This window comes from Campylobacter sp. RM12642, from assembly GCF_020137635.1.
In the GTDB taxonomy this organism is placed as follows: Bacteria; Campylobacterota; Campylobacteria; order Campylobacterales; family Campylobacteraceae; genus Campylobacter_E.
The window spans coordinates 18,831-39,034 of sequence record NZ_JACGAT010000015.1; the positions used below are offsets into that span (position 1 = coordinate 18,831).

Genomic DNA, 20,204 nt, shown 5'->3' on the forward strand with positions numbered 1-20,204 from the left:
CTTAATTGCTAAACATAAAATCAATTTCCATTAATTCACATCTTCCATTATTGCAAGTATTTGCATTATTTGGATTTAAGAAATTACCATTACCCCTTCTAAAACTACCATCTCCAGTGCAATCAAACTGATTTAAGTATTCTCCTAATACATTATCTCTATTTCCAACTAAACCAATTAAAGTTAATGCCTCTATTTGATATCTTCCATTTGCCGTAACAGAAAGCTCTAAGCTTCTTAAATTATTAGCAGGTCTTACTAATTCTAAATATTCTTGTTCGCTTATATTTTCATTATTTGTTGGAATTACCACAACCCCGTGATTTGTAATAACTATAGGGATAGCGTGAGCTCTACCATTACTAAGGCTTACTAAAGCTATATATAAAGAACCAGCAGGAGAACGAGTAAGTCTTATTAATTCTCTACCAATATCATCGCCAGTATAAACTGAACTTAAACTCCAATCAAATCTTGGCAATATATTTCTAGTTAAAGCCCAAATCGCCCTAACTCCTCTATGATAAATTGGCTCTCCAAAAACTAACTCATTTCCCCAAAAGTTAAAAGCTCCTTGCATTAGATTATATAATGCTGGATTTCTTCTTTGAAAAGACACAAAAGGACTTCTATGCTCGCTATAATCAAATAAATAACCATTATTATCAAGTACTAAATCAGGATTGTATGGATATACTTGAGTTAATAAAGATACTATTTCAAAAGTTTGCAGCATACAAATTCCACAAATTCCACTAGCATCATTACTACTATCACTTGTTCTTGTTATCGCATAAAGTCTTCTTATCCAATTCTCATCTAAAACATTAAAATTAGCTAAGTTAAAGAAATTTAAATCTCTTTTTACTCTTCTTTCATTTCCACATTTGTGCGAATTAAATCCCGCATTTCTATAATTAAAATTCCATAAATCATACACACTACTATCAAAGAAAAATTGAGTATTCTTTAATGAACTTCCCGCAAGATTAATTTTATAATAATCTTTTGTAACTACGAATAATTTACCTAAATCACTGCCCCTTGCAACTTCTAAAATATTATTTTTACCATCAAAAATAAAAGAACCATCAAATAAATTTAAATTCCAATAAAAATCATTCTCTCTATCTTCAAAATTACATTTCTCGAACCTTAAATAACTAGCATTTAAATTAGATAAATTAGTCTTTAAACATTCAAAATTACCATTGTTATATAAAGCAATTTTACCTGAACTAAAATCATAATAAAAATTAGTTGGATTGGTTTTATTCGCATTATTTTTACCCAAATAATACTTAGTTCTAACTCCACTTGTTCTATTTTCTACATAAAAATATATTGGTGTTTTTAAAGCATAATTTACAGGTGGTGCAATAGCTTCAAGCCATTCTTTCATAACGCCTTCAAAAATTTTTATTTTATTACCAAAATTATTTTTAGTAGCCACTAATAAGAAGTTTTTTTCTGTAATTTTCATATTTGAAAATGCCTTTAAGTTAAAAGCATCATTATTAATATCAAACCATTGAGATTTATCGTTTAATACACAAGGGCGAAGTTCTACATAATCGCTCCCCATCTTACCATTTTTCATTCTATCCCCAAGTGATGCACAAACCCAACTATCATTATATCTAAACGCAATTCTTTTATATACATCGTATCTTGTGATACTTGAGTTCTTACAATCTTGCATACCTACTAGCAATCTTCCATCAGCTAACTTAGGACTAAGACAAAATAATTTTCCATCATGTGCTTGAACAAACAATCTTGAATCTTGAATTTTATCAGCCTTATGTTGAGCAATAGAATCAGCAAAAAGTATTATATTTAATAAAAATATAACTAATATTTTCTTCATATTTTCTCCTTTTTTATATTATATAATAAAAATTATTATTAAGGAAAGCAAATGTTAGTTAAATACGATAGTTTTTATCCTAATTTAAATAAATCAGTTTTTGTAGCAAATGGAGCTAAAATCATTGGAGATACTACAATTGATGAATATTCATCAATATGGTTTAATGCAGTTATTCGTGCAGATGTAGCTAATATAAAAATAGGAAAATACACAAATATCCAAGATAATTCTACAATTCATGTAGCAAGAGCTTTATATGATAAACTAGGAGTTGAGATTAGCCCTAAAACACCTTGTATAATAAAGGATTTTGTAACTATAGGGCATAACTCTATAATCCACGCTTGCACGATAAATTCCAATGTATTAGTAGGAATGGGAAGTGTAATTATGGATGGAGCAGTTATTAATGAAAACTCAATAATAGGTGCAAATTCATTAGTAACTAAAAATAAAGTTTTTCCACCAAATTCATTAATTCAAGGAAGTCCTGCAAAAGTTGTTAGAGAATTAAGCAATGAAGAAATAAAAGCTATTAAAAACCAAGCTTTAGAGTATGCAGAAGTTAGTAAAAAATATCTAGAAAATTCTTAAAATCAAATTCCTTAAATTTTTAAGGAATTTAAATATTTTTTCATTTTATTTGCAAAAATACTTGCAAACTTTGGCTTTTTATCAAAATATAAAGCAGGTTCAATACATTCAATTTCATTTATATAAAACCTATCAGCCAAAAACACATCACACCTTGCATAAAAGCTATCTTTGGGAATATATTTGCTAGCTAAAGATATAAGCTCATCGCTTGGATTAAAATCATCTATTTTTACACCATAATTATAGTTTGCTCTAAAATCATTATTTTTAGTTCTTAAAATACTATATTGATATGCTCCTTCAAAAAATACCAAACAAGCTTCGCTATCGTGATTAATGTATTCTTGAATTAAGGCTTTATCTTTATAAAATTGTAAATTAATATCATCATTAAACCTTGCCACACCATTTCCGCTTTGACCTATTAAGGGTTTTATGATTTGATTTGGCTTTAATTTTATATCTTTAATATCTACAATATTAGATTTTACAGCGTCTTTTATATCTAGTAAATATGATTTATCTAAGTTTTTTCTAATTAATTTTGTATTATTTATCAAAATAATATTATTTAGCTCACAAAAATCTAAAAATCTCAAAAACTCATCTACTTTAAGAGAATAATCCCAAACACCAAGTGGCAAAATAACACAATCTTTTAAATTCTCATACTCTTGCCACACAAAAAACTCACACTCAAAACCCAAGTTCAAAAACTCATTTTTAAGTATTCTAAGACCTATAGAACCTTCTTTATAAATATCTTGCATTGCTATATAAATTTTCATTTTGTTCCTAAAAGTGATATTAAAGGCTTATTTTTATCAGCTAAAACATTTACATTTACATCATATAAATCTTTTAACATTTGCTTTGTGATAATGTCATTTGCTAAACCTTTTTGATAAACTAAATTTTTATGTAAAACTATAAGCTCATCGCAAAACCTTGAAGCTAAATTTAAATCGTGCAAAACAACAATACTAATTAAGTTTTTAGTATAGGTTTGCTCCTTTAAAGCTTCAAGCAATAAGCATTGATAATGCAAATCTAAAGCACTCACAGGCTCATCAAGTAATAATACTTTTGGCTCTTTTGCTAACACTTGAGCAAAACTTATCATCTGCCTTTGCCCGCCTGAAAGTGCGTTTATATTTTTATTAGCTAAATGATTAATATTTAAACCTTTCATTATATTCAATGCAAATTCTAATTCTTCATCTTTTATAAAAAGCCCTAATTTTTTTAATTTTCCAAGCAAAACTACTTCTAAAGCACTAAGATTTGCATTAGAATTAAAATCTTGCAACATATAAGCAATATTGTTTTGCCAAGATTTATAAGTTTTTTTATTTAAAATAAAATCATCTAAACTAATTTTTCCATCTGCTTTTACTCTGCCAAAAATTGCATCTAAAAGCGAACTTTTACCAGCACCATTTGCACCTATTATTGCATATATTTTTCCATTTTCAAATTCTAAATTGATTTTATCTAATATTAAATTATTAGCTCTTTTAACATTTACATCTTTTAAGATTAGCATACCCTTCTCCTACTATAAACTATAAAAAAGAAAAATGGCACTCCAACAAAAGAAGTAACAATTCCAATAGGAAATAAAGTCCCTATTACTATAATCTTTGAAATCACAGAAGAAAAACTTAAAAATACAGCACCAATTAACATAGATGTAAGCATATAAAATCTTTGGTCTTCTCCTACGAGCATTCTAGCTATATAAGGAGATACAAGCCCAATAAATCCAATAACTCCTACAAAAGAAATAGCCGTTGCACTCATAATTGATACAATTAGCAATGCTTTAAATCTAAGATAAGATAAATTAACGCCCAAAACTTCAGCCCTATTTTCACCTAATCTAAAAGCACACAACGCCCAACTATCCTTTATAAGTAAAATAACACAAATAATCGTAACCACTCCAACTATAATTACATTAGTCCAATTTGATTTTTGAAGTGAGCCAAAAAGCCAAAAAACAATTTGTTGAGAAATTTCAGGAGCACTTATGTATTGCACTAAAGATAACAATGATTGAAATAAAAATAAAAGCGCAATACCTACTAAAATTAACATTTCAGAACTAAAAGCTCTTGATTTTGCAAACAAAAACAAAACACTAGAACAAACCATAGTCATAGTAAATGCACCAAGTGGAACAGCAAAATAAAGACTAATTCCTGCAAATCCAAATGCAATCACAAGTGAAGCTCCAAAACCAGCCGCAGCAGCTAGTCCTAAAGTATATGGACTTGCCATAGGATTGTTAAGTAAAGTTTGAATTAATGCTCCACCATAACCTAAAGCAGCACCCACAACTAAAGCCATAACAGCCATAGGTAATCTTAATGAATGTGTAATTATATACGATGTATTATCAACTTCAATATCAATAAAAAACGCTTTTAAAATTGATTTTACAACTTCAATAGGACTTATCATAGATGGGCCTACAGCTATATCACACACAAAACCCAAAATACCAAAAAATATAAAAAATACAATAATTACAAATTTTTTTCGCTCATATTTTCTATGAGCGATTATTTCTTTACTTAAATTCATCTTTTATCACTTAGCTTGGATACCAAAAGAACCTGTTGGAATTATCGGAAGATATTTTTTGTGATAATCAATATAAGTTTTAATAGGGTCTATATCTTTGAATAAATCAGGATATAAAGCTTTAGCAATAAATTGCACCATAGAAGCATCAACTAGTGTTCTACTAGCTCCTTGATATACTGCAAAAAGTCTATTATCTTTTATAGCTGGCAAACTATCCCAACCTGCTCTAGTTTTAAAACCATTTAGCCTTTTATTTGCTTCTTCTTCATTAATTCCAATACCCATTACCATAGCTTCTGGATTTTTCTTAAGTTCAGTTTCACGACCAGCAATTATTATTACATCAGGCTTACTTGCTAAAACTTCTTCAGGATGAATTGGCATCCATTTTTCTACAAGTGGTGCTGCTATATTATCCCCACCTGCAAGGTCAATTAAAGCACCCCACATATCTTTACCAAAAGTATAACTATGCTCTTTTGGACCAAGATTTCCAAATTCTATATAAATTTTTGGCTTTTTAAGATTTGCTTTTTTAATTCTTTCTTGCACATCATCAATTATGCCTTTATAAAAACTTATAAGCTCATTTGCTCTTGCTTCGTTATCTGTAATTTTTCCTATAACTTCGGTGCTTCTTATGTGTCTTTCAACACTTTCGCGGTTGTAATCAAGTATTACAATAGGAATATTTGCTTTATTAATTGGTTCAAGCTGATCTTTTATCATCTCATATTGCCAATCAGCCAATACTAATAAATCAGGTTTTAAAGATAATACCTTTTCAACTGAAAATGTACTTAGCTCAACTTCTCCAACATCAGCTATATTATTTAACTCCGGTAAGACTTTAATATAAGCGTCCCAGCTAGCAGGAGTCCAATCAGTCCAAACTTCCTTAGAAAATCCTACTACATTTTTCAAAGCGTCCTTACCACCAACTGCTAAAAAGTCAGTATAGTAAAATCCAAGAACTATTCTTTTAGCAGGTAAATCAACTTTAACTTCTCTATCTAAAACATCTTTAATTACTTCTACTTTAGCATTAGCACCAACACATAAAATACTCGCCACAACTAAGCTTTTTAATAAGCCTTTAAACATTAGTTCTCCTTAATAATGATAATAAGAACTAATATTTTAAATAAAAAATATTAATAATAATTATTAATTTTAAAATTTTAAATACTTCTTAGTTTTTTAATCTCATCTCTATAAAACGCTGCTTGTTCAAAATCAAGCTCTTTTGCTGCTAGGTGCATTTTTTCTCTTAATTCATTTACTAATTTAGCCCGCTCATTTGCTGGCATTTTTTCTATTTTTGATTTTTTTATAGAAACATTATCTTCGTTTTGTTTTAAAGTCTTTTCTAATTTTCGCTCAACACTTCTTGGAGTAATTCCGTGCAATTTATTATAAGCTTGTTGCAAGCTTCTTCGCTCACTCGTAATATCTATTGCTTCTTGCATTGATTTTGTGATTTTTTTAGCATATAAAATTACTTTTCCATTGATATTTCTAGCTGCTCTTCCCATTGTTTGAATTAAACTCGTAGTTGAGCGTAAAAAACCTTCCTTATCAGCGTCTAAAATAGCTATAAGACTAACTTCAGGTAAATCAAGTCCTTCACGAAGCAAGTTAATTCCAATTAGCACATCAAAATCTGCATTTCTAAGACCAATTATTAATTCATTTCGCTCAATTGCATCAATATCTGAATGCATATATTTACATTTTATCCCTAATTCTGTGTAGTATCTTTGCAATTCTTCTGCCATTTTTTTTGTAAGTGTTGTGATTAATACACGCTCATTTCTTGCAATCACCTTTTTAATCTCATCATATAAATGCTCTATTTGGTTTTCGCTATCAATTATGCTAATTTCAGGGTCAAGCAGTCCTGTTGGACGCATAATTTGCTGATAAACACACTCACCACTAAGCTCAAGCTCTAATTCAGCAGGGGTTGCACTCACAAATAAAAAAAAGCAATCTTTATTAATAAATTCATCAAATTGTAATGGTCTATTATCTAAAGCACTTGGCAATCTAAAGCCGTATTCAACTAGCACTTCCTTTCTAGCTCTATCTCCTGCAAACATTCCCCTAAATTGTGGCAAACTAACATGGCTTTCATCTACAATTACTAAAAATGGCTTTTGTTTTATTTTAAAATAATCAAATAAAGTATAAGGAGTTTCTCCTGCATTAAGCCCACTTAAATGTCTTGAATAATTTTCTATTCCTTTAGTCATTCCTGTAGTTTCTAGCATTTCTAAATCAAATTCAACTCGCTGTTCTAAGCGTTGTGCTTCTAATAATTTGCCTTGTTTTTTAAAGTATTCTAACCTTTCATCAAGCTCATTTTTAATATCTTTACAAGCTCTTTTAAGCGTTGGAGTAGCGACTATAAATTGATTTGCAGCATAAAGTGTGAATTTATTTAAATCTTTTATTTTTTTATTATCAAAAGTATTAAAAGTATAAATCTTTTCTAATTCATCATCAAAAAATTCTAAGCGAATTGCATCATCTTCATAATAAGCTGGATAAATATCTATAATATCCCCATTTACACGGAAATTTCCCCTATCAAAAAACGCATCATTTCTACTATATCCCATAGCTACTAAATGAAGTAATAATTCTTTTTGTTTATAGCATTTGCCTACTTCAAAAAACTCTACCATATCAATATATTCAGCAGGATTTCCTAATCCATAATTAGCACTTACACTTGCAATACAAACGCAATCATCGTATGCTAAAAGCGAAGCAGTTGAGCTTAGGCGAAGCCTTTCTAAATCATTATTAACCGAGCTATCTTTTTCTATAAATGTATCAGTTCTAGGAATATAAGCTTCAGGTTGATAATAATCATAATAACTTATGAAATACTCCACATGATTATTCGCAAAAAAGCCTTTAAATTCGCTATAAAGCTGAGCGCAAAGTGATTTATTATGGCTCATTATTAAAGTAGGCATTTTAAGTTTATTTATCACATTTGCCATTGTAAAAGTTTTACCCGAGCCTGTAACTCCTAAAAGAGTTTGATATTTTTGTCCATTTTTTACACCATTTACAATCTTTTCTATTGCTTGTGCTTGATCAGGTGATGGTTTATAATTACTAATTAACTCAAACATTTTAATCCTAAAAAATAATTTTTATTATTATATTAACTATAAATAATTAAAATCACAGCTTTAAAATTTGATTAAGGATAAACAAAATGAGCGATAACATAACAAGCACACTAAGTAATAAAATAGTAGAATTAATGGAAAAATATAAATATTTAGTAAGCGAAAACGAAAGGCTTATGAATGAATTAACTCAAGCAAAAGCTAAATGTGAAGCACAATCATATGAAATTAGTAAATTAGAAGAAGAGTTATTAAATAAAAATCTAATTGAAGAAGAAACCTTAAAAGCAATAGAGCAAGTGCTTGGAAACAACAACTAAATTTACGATAACCTTAGGAGCTAGGGGCTATAATTTTAATGTTCCGTCTAAAGAATTTTTAGCTTATTTAAATGATGATATAAATAAGCTAAAAAATCCTACAAAAAATATAGAAATACCACAATTTATTAATTTATATCTTAAAAAAAGTTACTCACACTTTCAATTAGTGCAAGAATTTGAAAAAATACAAGAAGAGAATTTAAAACTTAAAGAAGAAAATGTAAATCTTAAATCAGAATTGCAAAGACAAAAAGAAGATTTAATAAATATTATAAATATTCTTAACAATAAAGGAAAAATAGATGAAAAAAGCATTTAGTATGATAGAAATGATTTTTGCTATTGCTGTTATAGGAATATTAGCAGGAATTGCAATTCCTAAAATGATGGCTAATAAAGACACAGCACATATAGTGCAATTAAAAGAGCAAGTTGAAGCTATTAGAAAAGGTATTGAAGCCTACGCTGGAAATACTTATGTAGAAAAAGGCTTCAAAGAATATCCTGCAAAATTATGCAGTAGTGGTTGTAAGGGTGCTCCTGCTTTTGCTGATGAGGTAGCAAAAGGAATTAATAGAAGAGCTACTAATTCAATAGGCTGGGATAATGCTGATGATGATTTATTATTTGTTACAAAACCTAAAGAAAAAGCAGCAGTATTTTTTAAATACGATGCAAGCGATGGAAGCTTTAAATGTGATAAAAGCAAGGTCTTAAGCGGTTGGAAAGCAGAAGATTGCTCTATAATAGGAGAATAAGATGAAAAAAGCTATGAGTATGATGGAAATTATATTTGTAATAGTTATTATTGGTATATTAGCTGGCGTTGCTATTCCTAAATTATTTGTAGGTCGTGATGATGCACAAATATTAAAACTAAAAGAAACACTAGCTTTAATTCGTTCAGGTATAGAACAATATAAGCAAAATAGCCTTTATACAGATGGCACTTCAAAATATCCAGATGGCTTATGCTTAGACGCTAAGCGTGATAAAGGCACAACATGCCAAAATAATATGAAAAATAGCAATAGTTTTTTTGCAGCAGTATTAAAAAACCCTGTTACTTTTGGGTCTAAGCAAGGTAGTTGGGATGGTTGGACTAATAGTGTTGTAAATGAAACTTTTATTTATTATGCTGATAATAATAAAAATGGCTATGTATTTGAATACGATAAAAATAAAGGAACTTTTAAATGCCTTAATTCGTATCCAGGTGCAAAAGTTTTACCTTGTAAAAAATTAGGCGAGTAAAATGCTAGTAAATAAAAAAGCCTTTACTATGATAGAGCTAATATTTGCGATAGTTATTATCGGGATATTATCGGCTGTAGCTTTACCTAATTTTTTTGATTTAAAATTTAAATCTGATATAGCTAGCTTAAAATCAGAAATTGAAGGTATTAATGGTAAAATTAACGCTCAACTACTAAAAAATGTAATGGTAGGAAAAGTATCAAGCTATGATAATCTAGATAATTTAAATTCATCTGGAAAACCAATTGAACCTACTAAAATTTTTACAGCTTTATTTAAAGATGGCTTAGATAGAGGAGATGAGAATAAAGGTTGGCTTTTTTTAGCAAGAACAATAGTTACAAGCAATGCAACATACTCTGCATGGACTGAATTATATAACCCAGCTTATCAAGCAGATAAAGATTTTCAAGATTACTTAGATAAAGAAAAGAAAGATAGTAATCTTATAAAAGATGAGAAAATGGAACTATATAGATACACATTTAATTCTAATATATATTATAAATTTATTTATAGAAGTATAAAATCAGAATTAATATGCGTAGAAGCAGTATGTAATAAATGTAATAGTAAAAGAATTGATTCAATTAATAATATGATTCCTTGTATCAAAAAAGCTTCTTGATGAATTATTATAAAGTAGCGATTTTAGGACATAATTTAGAAACTTTAACCTATGAAAGTGATGAGGAAATTAAACCATTTTCAAAGGTTGAAGTAAAATTACACAATAAAAATTGTCTTGCAATTGTTATTAATAAATGCGAAAAGCCAACTTTTAACACCAAACAAATAATAAGTATTTTCAATGAATTTCTAACCGATAATCAAATGAAATTAGCAGAATTTATGAGTAAATATTACGCTGCTAATATATCTTTATGTCTTGATAGTTTTATACTAAGCAAAAATATATCTAATACTAAAAATAATTTGAATATAGATATAAATTTAAAACTAAATGAAAAACAACTTTTGTGTCTAAATAGTTTACAAAATAATAAAATGAATTTGGTTTTTGGAGATACAGGAAGTGGAAAAACTGAAATATATGCAAAATTAATTCAAGAATGCCTTAATGAAGGAAAACAAGCATTGTTTTTAATGCCAGAAATTAGCCTAACTCCACAAATGCAAAAAAGAATGAAAGTATATTTTAAAGATTTATTCATTACTTGGCATAGCAAAATTACTAAGGCTAAAAAACAAAAAGATTTAATAGAATTTGAATTAGGAAATAAGCCTTTAGTAATTGGTGCTAGGTCGGCACTTTTTTTACCTTTTAGTAATTTAGGATTAATTATCGTAGATGAAGAACACGATAATTCGTATAAATCTTCAAAATATCCATGTTATAACGCAAGAGATTTGGCAATTTATCTAGCAAGTATTACAAATGCAAAAATCATTTTAGGCTCTGCAACACCAAGTCTTCAAAGTTTTTATAATCAAAATATAAATAAATTTAGATTAAAAGGCACATATTTTCAAAGTGAAAAAGAAATTCTTTTTGACGATAGTCTTGAGACACCTAGCTCTAATTTACTTGATTTATTAGAAGATAATTTAAATAAAAAAGAGCAAAGTATGATATTTTTGCCTGTGCGTGGTAATTATCGTCAAGTTGTATGCAAGGATTGTAATTCAAGAAAAGTTTGTCCTAATTGCTCTGTGGCAATGAGTTTGCATAATAAAACATATAAATGCCATTATTGTGGTAAAAAAGAGTATTTAAAAAATACCTGTGATAACTGCGGTAGCGAAATATTAGAAAGCAAAATAATAGGAACAGCTCAATTATGCGAAGAATTAAAAAAGGCTTTACCTAATGCAAATATTGCAAAATTAGATAGCGATGAATTAAGCTCGGCAACTAAACTTAAAGAAATACTAGAAGAATTTGAATTAGGAAATATAGATATTTTAGTAGGAACTCAACTAATATCAAAAGGACACGATTATAAAAATGTTACATTTTGTGCTATTTTAGGACTTGATGAATATTTATTCTATCCTGATTATAAAGCTCGTGAAAATACACTTGCCCTTGCTATTCAAGTAGCTGGTCGTGCAGGAAGAGGCAAAAAAGCTAAAGTGTTAATAAATACTCAAAATAAAGATTTTTTTGAAAAATATTTACAAAATTATGATGAATTTTTAGAAGATGAGAAATTTTTTAGAACTAATTATCCACCATTTAAAAGACTATTAAGATTAATTATTGCATCAAAAAATGAAATAGAATCAAGTAATTTATGTGAAGACTTGGCAAATCATTTAAAAAATAGCAAAGAAAACGATAATGATTATGAAATAATAGGCTATGGAAAATGTGCTATAGAAAAAATTAACAATAATTATAGATATTATATTTTGCTCCGTTCAAATAAAAAAATGTTACTAAGTAACCTAGCCTTACACTACAAACAGTTACAAAAAGTAACAATTGATATAGACCCTATACATTTTTCTTGACAAAACTACTTTTTTATTATCTAAAGCATTTATAATCTTTTTAAAAATTTTAAAGGAGTTAATATGGCATTTTTAGAAGAATACCAAAAATTAGTTGAAGAGCGTGCTGCTCTTAATGTCCCTGCATTGGTTTTAAATGTAGCTCAGACAAAACAATTATGTGAGCTTTTGGAAAACAACGATAAAAATAGCGAAAAATTAAAAGATTTATTAGCTAATCGTGTTGGTGTTGGTGTTGATGATTCTGCGCTTATTAAATGTGATTTCTTAGAAAAAATACTATTTAACAATAGTAAATGCACCTGTATAAATAAATCTGAAGCAATATCAATGCTAAGCACAATGCTTGGAGGTTATAATGTAAGAGTATTACTTAAAGCTTTAGAAAACAATGAAATTGCAGAACTTGCTGCAAATGCTTTAACTAATATTATTTTCGTTCATGATGGTTTTGATAAAGTTGCTGAATTACATAAAAAAGGAAATAAATTCGCAACCAAAGTTCTAACAAGTTGGGCTAATGCAGAATGGTTTATTAAAAGACCTGAAGTAGCATCTCAAATAGAATGCGTTTGCTTTAAAGTAAATGGAGAAACAAATACAGATGATTTAAGTCCAGCAAGTGAAGCATTTACTAGAAGTGATATTCCTTTACACGCACAAGCAATGCTAGTTAGAAGACAACCAGGTAGTATTGAAAAAATAGAAGAACTTAAAAAATCTGGCATTCAAGTAGCTTATGTAGGTGATGTTGTAGGAACTGGCTCAAGCCGTAAATCAGCAATAAATTCAGTTCAATGGCACATAGGTGAAGATATAAAAGGAGTTCCAAATAAACGCACAGGCGGTGTGATTTTAGGACAAACTATTGCTCCAATTTTTTTCAATACCGCTCAAGATAGTGGTGCTTTACCAATAGTTTGTGATGTTACAAATCTTGAAATGGGAGATAGATTTGTTGTTGATATTGCAAACGGACAAATTAAAAAAGATGGTAAAGTTGTTTCAACTTTTGAAATAAATCCAAATACTCTTTTAGATGAAGTTCGTGCAGGTGGAAGAATTCCACTAATCGTAGGTCGTGGATTATGTGCTAAAGCTAGAGATGTTTTAGGTATGCCAAAAGAAGAAATATTTAAAAAACCATCTCAACCTGAAGTAAAAGTTAAAGGTTATACATTAGCTCAAAAAATGTTAGGTCGTGCTTGTGGTTTAGAAGGCGTTGTTCCTGGAATGTATATAGAGCCAAAAACTACAACCGTTGGTAGTCAAGATACAACAGGACCAATGACAAGAGATGAGATTAAAGAACTTGCTAGCTTAGGATTTAATGCTGATTTTGTATTACAAAGTTTTTGCCATACAGCAGCATATCCTAAATCAAGCGATGTAACAACACACACAACATTACCACATTTTATGAGTTCAAGAGGTGGGGTTTCACTTAAACCAGGTGATGGGGTAATTCATAGTTGGCTAAATCGTTTTGCTATGCCTGATGAAGTTGGAACTGGAGCTGATTCACATACAAGATTTCCAATAGGTATTAGTTTTCCTGCAGGTTCAGGACTTGTAGCATTTGCTGCTGTAACAGGTGCTATGCCACTTAATGTGCCTGAGAGTATTTTAGTTCGTTTTAAAGGCGAATTACAACCTGGTGTTACATTAAGAGATTTAGTAAATGCAATTCCTTATGTAGCTATAAAAGAAGGTTATTTAACGGTTGAGAAAAAAGGCAAAAAGAATATTTTTGCTGGTAAAGTTTTAGAAATTGAAGGCTTAGAAAATCTAAAAGTAGAACAAGCATTTGAATTAAGCGACGCAAGTGCTGAAAGAAGCGCAGCTGCATGTTGTGTTAATTTAAGTAAAGAAAGCATAGCTGAATATTTAAATTCTAATATAAGCTTAATTGATGCTATGATTGAAGCTGGATATGAAGATAAAAATACACTTTTAAGAAGAAAAGCTAGAATGCAAGAATGGCTTAATAATCCTACATTATTAAGAGCTGATAAAGATGCTAGTTATGAGCATATTTTTGAAATAGATTTAAATACTATAAAAGAGCCTATCCTAGCTTGTCCAAACGACCCTGATGATGTAGCAACTCTTAGTGAAGTATTAGCAGATAGCAAACGCCCACAAAATATTGATGAAGTATTTGTTGGTTCTTGTATGACAAATATAGGACATTATAGAGCTTTAGGAGAAGTTATTAAAGGTAAAGGTATGCTTAAAACTCGTCTATGGGTAGCACCTCCAACAAAAATGGATAAAGCTCAACTAACAAAAGAAGGATATTATTCAATTTATGGTGCAGCAGGTGCTAGAATTGAAGTTCCAGGATGTAGCTTATGTATGGGTAACCAAGCTCGTGTAAATGATGGAGCTGTTGTATTTAGTACAAGCACAAGAAACTTTGATAACAGAATGGGTATAGGCGCTCAAGTTTATTTAGGTAGTGCTGAATTAGCTGCTGTTTGTGCTTTACTTGGTCGCTTACCAAACCCAAGTGAATATTTAGAATTAGTAAATGATAAAATAAGCGATAGCAAAAAGGCTAATATCTACAAATATCTAAACTTCAATGAAATTGAAAACTTTAAAGTAGATTAATAATCTAGGGCATTTTGCCCTAGAACAATTTATTAATAAACTTTTATAATAATTAAGCTAAATCAATAAAACAAACAAAAAAGACAAATATAATCTCATTTAAAAATATTATGAAAGGATTTTTATGGAAAGTTTATATCCATTTGCACTTATTATTCACATTTTTTGTGCGATTATTTTTGTTGGTTATTTGTTTTTTGATGTTGTTATCTTTAGTCGTGCTAAGAAAAATCTAAGCCAAGAATTAGCACAACAAATTCAAGAAAGCATAACTAAAAGAGCTATTAAAATTATGCCAATTTGTGTAGTATTATTAATACTTACAGGCGGTATGATGATGAGTAGATGGGTTGGTAGCGAGATTGGCTTTTTTGACACTACATTTCAGAAAATTTTTATGCTAAAAGTTGCTTTTGCAAGCTTAATTTTTATAATGGTAGCTATTAGTTTAATTTTCAAATTCGTAATCAAAAAACCAAATCATTTAAATAAAATAATACACCCACTAGCATTAACTCTAGCTATTCTTATTGTGCTTTGTGCTAAGTTAATGTTTTATGTATAAATTAGTAATATCTTTAATATTTTTTAATATAGCTTTATGTTTATACTTTGCTAGTTTAGATGCTTTTTATAGTATCCAACTAGCATTTTATGCTAATTTAATAATTCCATTTCTAAGCTATTTAAGTCTTAAAAAATCATTACCTAAATTCCAAATTGCTAATACACCTAGATTTTTTATACACAATACAAACCCTATTTATATACCAAAAAAAGGAATTAAAGAGAATTTTAAAGCAATTAAACATTATAAAATATTTATAAATATATATAAGTTTTTAGCCTATGTTTTTTTTATAATACTCGTATTAATATTAATTAATAATAAGCTTTTTAATATAATTGCTTTTTTTGCAAGTTCTTTTGTAATAATTTTAAACTTATTATTAGTAAGGATATTTAAATGATAAAAACAATCAACTCTTTAAGAGCATTATTATTTGCGTCTTTGCTATTGTTTGTAGGAAATTCTTTTTTACTAAGCTCAAATTCTATACTACTAAAAAATCTTGGATATGATGAATTTTATGTAGGATTAGTAAGTTCAAGCATATATTTTGGTGCATTAATTAGCACATTTTTTTCTCATAGTCTAATTCAAAAAGTAGGACATATTAGAAGTTTTGGTTTTTTTACTTCATTATTTGCAATAGCTGCAATTTTGCATATATTTACAAAAGAAATATATTTTTGGGCTATTTTAAGATTTACAATAGGATTTTCATACTATACATTATTAGTAATTATTGAATCTTGGATAAATCAAAAATCAAAAAACGAAATTCGCTCACGAATGCTCTCAATTTATGAAATAGTATTTTACTCTGGTTTTGCCATAGGAGTATTATTATTATATTTTGAACCAGATTACAATAATGTATTTATAATAGCTGTTATAGTGATTTTATTATGTTCGTTACCGCTTAATTTGTTAAAAATCAAACAACCTATCCTTAAGGAAAGGCGTAAAATCAGTATCCCAAATATTTTTAATGTATCAAAATTAGCATTTATATCAGCATTTGTTGGTGGCTTTTTAATGAATGGATTTTTTTCTATGTCTCAGACATATTTTCTAGCATTAAATTACAATATTCAAGATATATCTTTGCTAATTTTCACAGCAATGTTAGGCGGATTTATAGCACAATTATTTATAGGTAAATTTTCTGATACTTATGGTAGAAAAATAGCGATTTTATCTTGCGTAATACTTGCATTTTTTGCAAGTTTAGGACTATATTTTTTAGCAAGTAACAAAATTGCTATATTTATTTTATGCTTTTTCCTTGGAATGGGTCTTTTTTGTGTATATGCTTTAGCACTTGCAAGGGCTAGCGATAGAGCAAAAGAAAGCTCGCAAATGCTTGAAATCGGAAGAACGCTAATGTTTGCTTATGTATCAAGCTCTGTTTTATCTCCTATAATTTTAGGATTTATGATAAGTAATTTTGGAGCTAATGCTTATATTTTAGTTTATATAGTTTTATTGTTTTTCTTAGCTATTTTTACTCTTACCCAACCAAAAATTGACGCTGTAAATAGAATAGAATTTGAGCAAAAACCAAGTCAATTTGTGCATTTAGGCAACGATGAATAATATAAATACGACTTTAAATTCTTTAGTAAATAGTGATTTAGGGCTAAAGCAACAAGGGAATTTAAAACCCAATGTAAAAGATACAAAAGATATTAAAGAACCCTTAAAAGAAGGTAGTTCATTAATAAACGAAGCCTTAAGCGAAGATGAAACACTAGAGCTAGGTCTTAAAAAAATCGTAAATAAATTACTTGATGGAATAAAATCAAGTAAAGATTTAAACCAACTAGGCGAAAATGCAAAAAACATAAATATTTCAAAAAATATTGCTCAAGATATTAAAGAATTAAAAGCAATTTTAAGCAAGGATAAGGATTTAGAAGTATTTGTAAATAAACTTGATAATTTATTAAATACCAAAATGCAAGATTCAAAAGCCTTATTTCAAGCTTTAAATAATTCAGGGGTATTTTTAGAGAGCAAACTAAGGGCTAATCTAAACGAACAAGCCTTACCACAAAGCTTTTTTAGGCTTATTTCATTTATGAAAAATATTAAAACAAGTGATTTAAAAAGTGAGATTTTTAAACTCGGTCAAGAGCAAATGAGTGCCGAAAAATCCCTTGAAAAATTAGAAAATTTTATAAATCAAAAATTAGAAAATAAATCAACCACTACCCCTGTTATAAAAACTTTAGAATTATTAAAAAACGCTAGAGCGTATTTACAAAAAAATACCGAACCACTAAAACTAATTGAAGTAGCAAATAAATTAGAAGATAAAATTAATAAAGAAATAAAAAACCTAATAAATATTGAAGTTAAAAACGATAAAGTAAAAAGTATATTACCAAAATTAGCAAGTTTAAAAGCTGATATTCAAAACATAAAAAATCTAGCAAAAGAAATCATAAATAACCCATCAAATGTGCAAAATAATTATAAAATTTCAAATAATGAGAATAATATTTTAAGCAAACTTGAAAATATTAAAGAAATTCTAAAAAATAATAATGATATTTATACTAAAGATACTAATAAAATTGAAATAAAAACAACAAAAGAATTTGAAAATAAGGAAAATCAAAAAATCAATAATTTAAATTCTAAAACCACAGATGATAAAATAAAAACTACTGAAAAACCTATAGAAAAATCAAGTGAAGATATAAAAAGTGATTTAAAAGCTTTACAAGATATAACAAAATCTCAAGATATTAAACAAGAATTAAAGTTGTTAAACAATCCAGAAATCAAACAAGCAATCAATCAAAACAATACAATAAGTTCTATTTTAAATAGCGAGAATTTGAGTTTGCAAAATAAAATTGAAAGTTTGACAAAATTACTAAGTGCTAATTTAAAAAATGAAGAAAGTTTTAAAAATTATATAAATACTCAAGAAATAAAAAGCCTAAAAACTCACTTAAATCAAGCCAAAAAAGATATAAATCAGGTTGTAACTAGAACTGCAGAACATATAAACAACTCCATTTCAAACGATGCTAAATCAATACTGCTTCAAACTTCAAAAGTAGCTTTAGCAAAAGATAATAAAGTAGCCTATGATATGAGCCAAAAACTATTAAATCAAATAGAATTAAACCAAATAATATCAGTTGCAAATAATGAAGTAAATACATATTTACCCTACTCTTTAGATGATTTAGATGAATCAAATATTAGTTTTAAAAGTGATAGCGAAGATAAATTTTACGCACAAATTAAGCTGAAATTTAAAAGACTTGGAGCTATTAATATTATGCTTGGTTTAAATCAAGATAAATATTTAGATATTAATATGATGATAGAAAATGATAATTTTAGAGAAATCTTAATCAATCACGCAAGGGGTTTTAAAAAAGATTTAAGAAAAGCTGGTTTAATTACTTCTAATTTCTTTATTAGTAAATTAAGAGAGAGCAAATACGAAGATGAATATACATTAGACTTAGGATTTAATAAAAAAGTATGAGTAAGATAAGAAAAGCCCTAGCCTTAGGCTATAACAAAGATAAAAATAATGCTCCAAAAGTAATGGCAACAGGTAGCGGAGAAATTGCCGAAAGAATTATAAAATTAGCTAACGAGCATAATATTCCTATTAAAGAAGATGAAGAATTATGTGAAGTATTAAGCAAATTAGAATTAGGAGAAGAAATTCCACCTGCAATGTATAAGGCTGTTGCCGAAGTATTTTCATTCATTTATAGAATGTCAAAAGAAATGAAATGATTATTTTTTTAAATATTTATAATAATATTCAAATTAATAAATATAAAGCTTTTAAAATTATTCCATTAACTTATTTTCATATTTTAATATTATAATTTTTATATAACTTAAAAAATTAAGTTTTATTTAAACTAAAAGGAGAATTTATGGAAAAGTTATCTCGTAGAAGCTTTTTAAAAGGTGCAGCAGGAGTAGCAGCTAGTGCGTCAAGTTTAGGTGCTGTTGATTTTGTAGCAGGTGATCCAATAGGTGCAGTAGATGGATTTAGTGCTACACACTTTGGAGCTTTTTATCCTATTGTTAAAAATAATAAATTAGAAAGCATAATACCATTTGAAAAAGATGAGTGTCCTACAACATTACTACAAGGAGTTTTATCTAGAACCTATGCTCCAGATAGAATTAAAAACCCAAGCGTTAGAAAAAGTGTTTTAGAAAAAGGATTTGAAAAAGCTCCTAAAAACTTAAGGGGTAAAGAAGAATTCGTTGAGATTACTTGGGAAAAAGCTTATGAATTAGTAGCTAATGAGCTTAAAAGAGTTTATGAAAAATATGGCTCTAATGCTGTTTTTGGTGGTAGTTATGGCTGGTATTGTGTTGGAAATATAAATAATCCACAAAGCTTACTTGGTAGAATGTTAGCAATTGCTGGTGGATATACCACAAGCACTCTTACATACTCAACTCATTGTATTCGTGCAATTACTCCTTATGTTAGTGGTGTTGATGAATCAAATGCTAAGCAAACTTCTTGGGAAAATATATTAGAACATTCAAAAGTAGTTGTAATGTGGTCAGTTGATATAGCAAATACCAACCAAATAGGCTGGGGAGTTCCTATGCATGAAACTTATAGCTATTTAAAACAACTAAAAAAATTAAAAGATGAAGGTAAAATTAGAGTTATAAATATAGACCCTGTGGTAAATCATACAGCGAGATTTTTAGGTGCAGAACAAGTATTTATTAATCCTACAACC

The 20,204-nt window shown here is 28.4% G+C and carries 20 protein-coding genes; 14 read left to right on the forward strand and 6 right to left on the reverse strand.

Annotation, left to right across the window (positions count from 1 at the left end; translation table 11 throughout):
- Position 1: 1 nt before the first annotated feature.
- Complete coding sequence (locus AVBRAN12642_RS06395; protein ID WP_336607479.1) at positions 2–1,870, reverse strand: DUF1561 family protein; 1,869 nt, start codon at positions 1,868–1,870, stop codon at positions 2–4.
- A 51-nt stretch (positions 1,871–1,921) separates the two neighbouring features.
- On the opposite strand from AVBRAN12642_RS06395, the gene AVBRAN12642_RS06400 reads away from it, so the two are divergent.
- Positions 1,922–2,467: a gamma carbonic anhydrase family protein gene (locus tag AVBRAN12642_RS06400; RefSeq protein WP_336607480.1), complete on the forward strand. Its 546-nt coding sequence runs from the start codon at positions 1,922–1,924 to the stop codon at positions 2,465–2,467.
- An 11-nt stretch (positions 2,468–2,478) separates the two neighbouring features.
- Here AVBRAN12642_RS06400 and AVBRAN12642_RS06405 read toward each other — a convergent pair whose 3' ends face one another.
- From AVBRAN12642_RS06405 to uvrB, 5 genes are all read right to left on the reverse strand, one after another.
- On the reverse strand, positions 2,479–3,258 hold the full coding sequence (locus AVBRAN12642_RS06405) for an ATP-grasp domain-containing protein (protein ID WP_336607481.1): 780 nt from the start codon (positions 3,256–3,258) through the stop codon (positions 2,479–2,481).
- Complete coding sequence (locus tag AVBRAN12642_RS06410; RefSeq protein ID WP_336607482.1) at positions 3,255–4,016, reverse strand: ABC transporter ATP-binding protein; 762 nt, start codon at positions 4,014–4,016, stop codon at positions 3,255–3,257. The genes AVBRAN12642_RS06405 and AVBRAN12642_RS06410 overlap by 4 nt, the downstream gene beginning before the upstream one ends.
- A complete protein-coding gene (locus AVBRAN12642_RS06415) occupies positions 4,010–5,059 on the reverse strand; it encodes a FecCD family ABC transporter permease (protein ID WP_336607483.1) in 1,050 nt (349 codons plus the stop codon). Before AVBRAN12642_RS06415 ends, AVBRAN12642_RS06410 begins: the two co-directional genes overlap by 7 nt.
- Before the next feature lie 6 nt (positions 5,060–5,065).
- Positions 5,066–6,166 (reverse strand): ABC transporter substrate-binding protein, encoded by a 1,101-nt coding sequence (locus AVBRAN12642_RS06420; protein ID WP_336607484.1) that lies wholly within the window; start codon positions 6,164–6,166, stop codon positions 5,066–5,068.
- Positions 6,167–6,243: 77 nt separating this feature from the next.
- Positions 6,244–8,211, reverse strand: coding sequence for an excinuclease ABC subunit UvrB (uvrB, locus tag AVBRAN12642_RS06425; protein ID WP_336607485.1), 1,968 nt, complete (start codon positions 8,209–8,211; stop codon positions 6,244–6,246).
- 86 nt (positions 8,212–8,297) lie between these two features.
- Between uvrB and AVBRAN12642_RS06430 the strand changes: the two genes are divergently transcribed.
- The 13 genes from AVBRAN12642_RS06430 to AVBRAN12642_RS06490 form a co-directional block, all read left to right on the forward strand.
- Positions 8,298–8,531 (forward strand): hypothetical protein, encoded by a 234-nt coding sequence (locus AVBRAN12642_RS06430; RefSeq protein ID WP_214118384.1) that lies wholly within the window; start codon positions 8,298–8,300, stop codon positions 8,529–8,531.
- Complete coding sequence (locus AVBRAN12642_RS06435; protein ID WP_336607486.1) at positions 8,515–8,853, forward strand: hypothetical protein; 339 nt, start codon at positions 8,515–8,517, stop codon at positions 8,851–8,853. The genes AVBRAN12642_RS06430 and AVBRAN12642_RS06435 overlap by 17 nt, the downstream gene beginning before the upstream one ends.
- Positions 8,837–9,292, forward strand: a complete 456-nt coding sequence (locus tag AVBRAN12642_RS06440; protein WP_336607487.1) for a type II secretion system protein — start codon at positions 8,837–8,839, stop codon at positions 9,290–9,292. The genes AVBRAN12642_RS06435 and AVBRAN12642_RS06440 overlap by 17 nt, the downstream gene beginning before the upstream one ends.
- A 1-nt stretch (position 9,293) precedes the next feature.
- Entirely contained in the window at positions 9,294–9,788 is a 495-nt protein-coding gene (locus AVBRAN12642_RS06445; protein ID WP_239803614.1) for a prepilin-type N-terminal cleavage/methylation domain-containing protein, read from the forward strand.
- A gap of 1 nt (position 9,789) precedes the next feature.
- Entirely contained in the window at positions 9,790–10,419 is a 630-nt protein-coding gene (locus tag AVBRAN12642_RS06450; protein ID WP_336608136.1) for a type II secretion system protein, read from the forward strand.
- Positions 10,419–12,269 (forward strand): primosomal protein N', encoded by a 1,851-nt coding sequence (locus tag AVBRAN12642_RS06455; RefSeq protein ID WP_336607489.1) that lies wholly within the window; start codon positions 10,419–10,421, stop codon positions 12,267–12,269. The genes AVBRAN12642_RS06450 and AVBRAN12642_RS06455 overlap by 1 nt, the downstream gene beginning before the upstream one ends.
- 63 nt (positions 12,270–12,332) lie before the next feature.
- Positions 12,333–14,885 carry a bifunctional aconitate hydratase 2/2-methylisocitrate dehydratase gene (locus AVBRAN12642_RS06460; RefSeq protein WP_336608137.1) on the forward strand — a complete coding sequence of 851 codons (2,553 nt, stop codon included), beginning with the start codon at positions 12,333–12,335 and terminating at the stop codon, positions 14,883–14,885.
- A gap of 124 nt (positions 14,886–15,009) precedes the next feature.
- Entirely contained in the window at positions 15,010–15,450 is a 441-nt protein-coding gene (locus AVBRAN12642_RS06465; RefSeq protein ID WP_336608138.1) for a copper resistance protein CopD, read from the forward strand.
- Positions 15,443–15,856: a hypothetical protein gene (locus AVBRAN12642_RS06470; RefSeq protein WP_336608139.1), complete on the forward strand. Its 414-nt coding sequence runs from the start codon at positions 15,443–15,445 to the stop codon at positions 15,854–15,856. The genes AVBRAN12642_RS06465 and AVBRAN12642_RS06470 overlap by 8 nt, the downstream gene beginning before the upstream one ends.
- A complete protein-coding gene (locus tag AVBRAN12642_RS06475; protein WP_214118368.1) occupies positions 15,853–17,049 on the forward strand; it encodes an MFS transporter in 1,197 nt (398 codons plus the stop codon). Before AVBRAN12642_RS06470 ends, AVBRAN12642_RS06475 begins: the two co-directional genes overlap by 4 nt.
- A complete protein-coding gene (locus AVBRAN12642_RS06480) occupies positions 17,042–18,964 on the forward strand; it encodes a hypothetical protein (RefSeq protein ID WP_336607491.1) in 1,923 nt (640 codons plus the stop codon). The genes AVBRAN12642_RS06475 and AVBRAN12642_RS06480 overlap by 8 nt, the downstream gene beginning before the upstream one ends.
- Complete coding sequence (locus AVBRAN12642_RS06485) at positions 18,961–19,224, forward strand: FlhB-like flagellar biosynthesis protein (RefSeq protein WP_214118364.1); 264 nt, start codon at positions 18,961–18,963, stop codon at positions 19,222–19,224. Before AVBRAN12642_RS06480 ends, AVBRAN12642_RS06485 begins: the two co-directional genes overlap by 4 nt.
- 146 nt (positions 19,225–19,370) lie before the next feature.
- Positions 19,371–20,204, forward strand: an 834-nt coding sequence (locus tag AVBRAN12642_RS06490) for a molybdopterin-dependent oxidoreductase (protein ID WP_336608140.1), incomplete at its 3' end; no start/stop codon positions are given.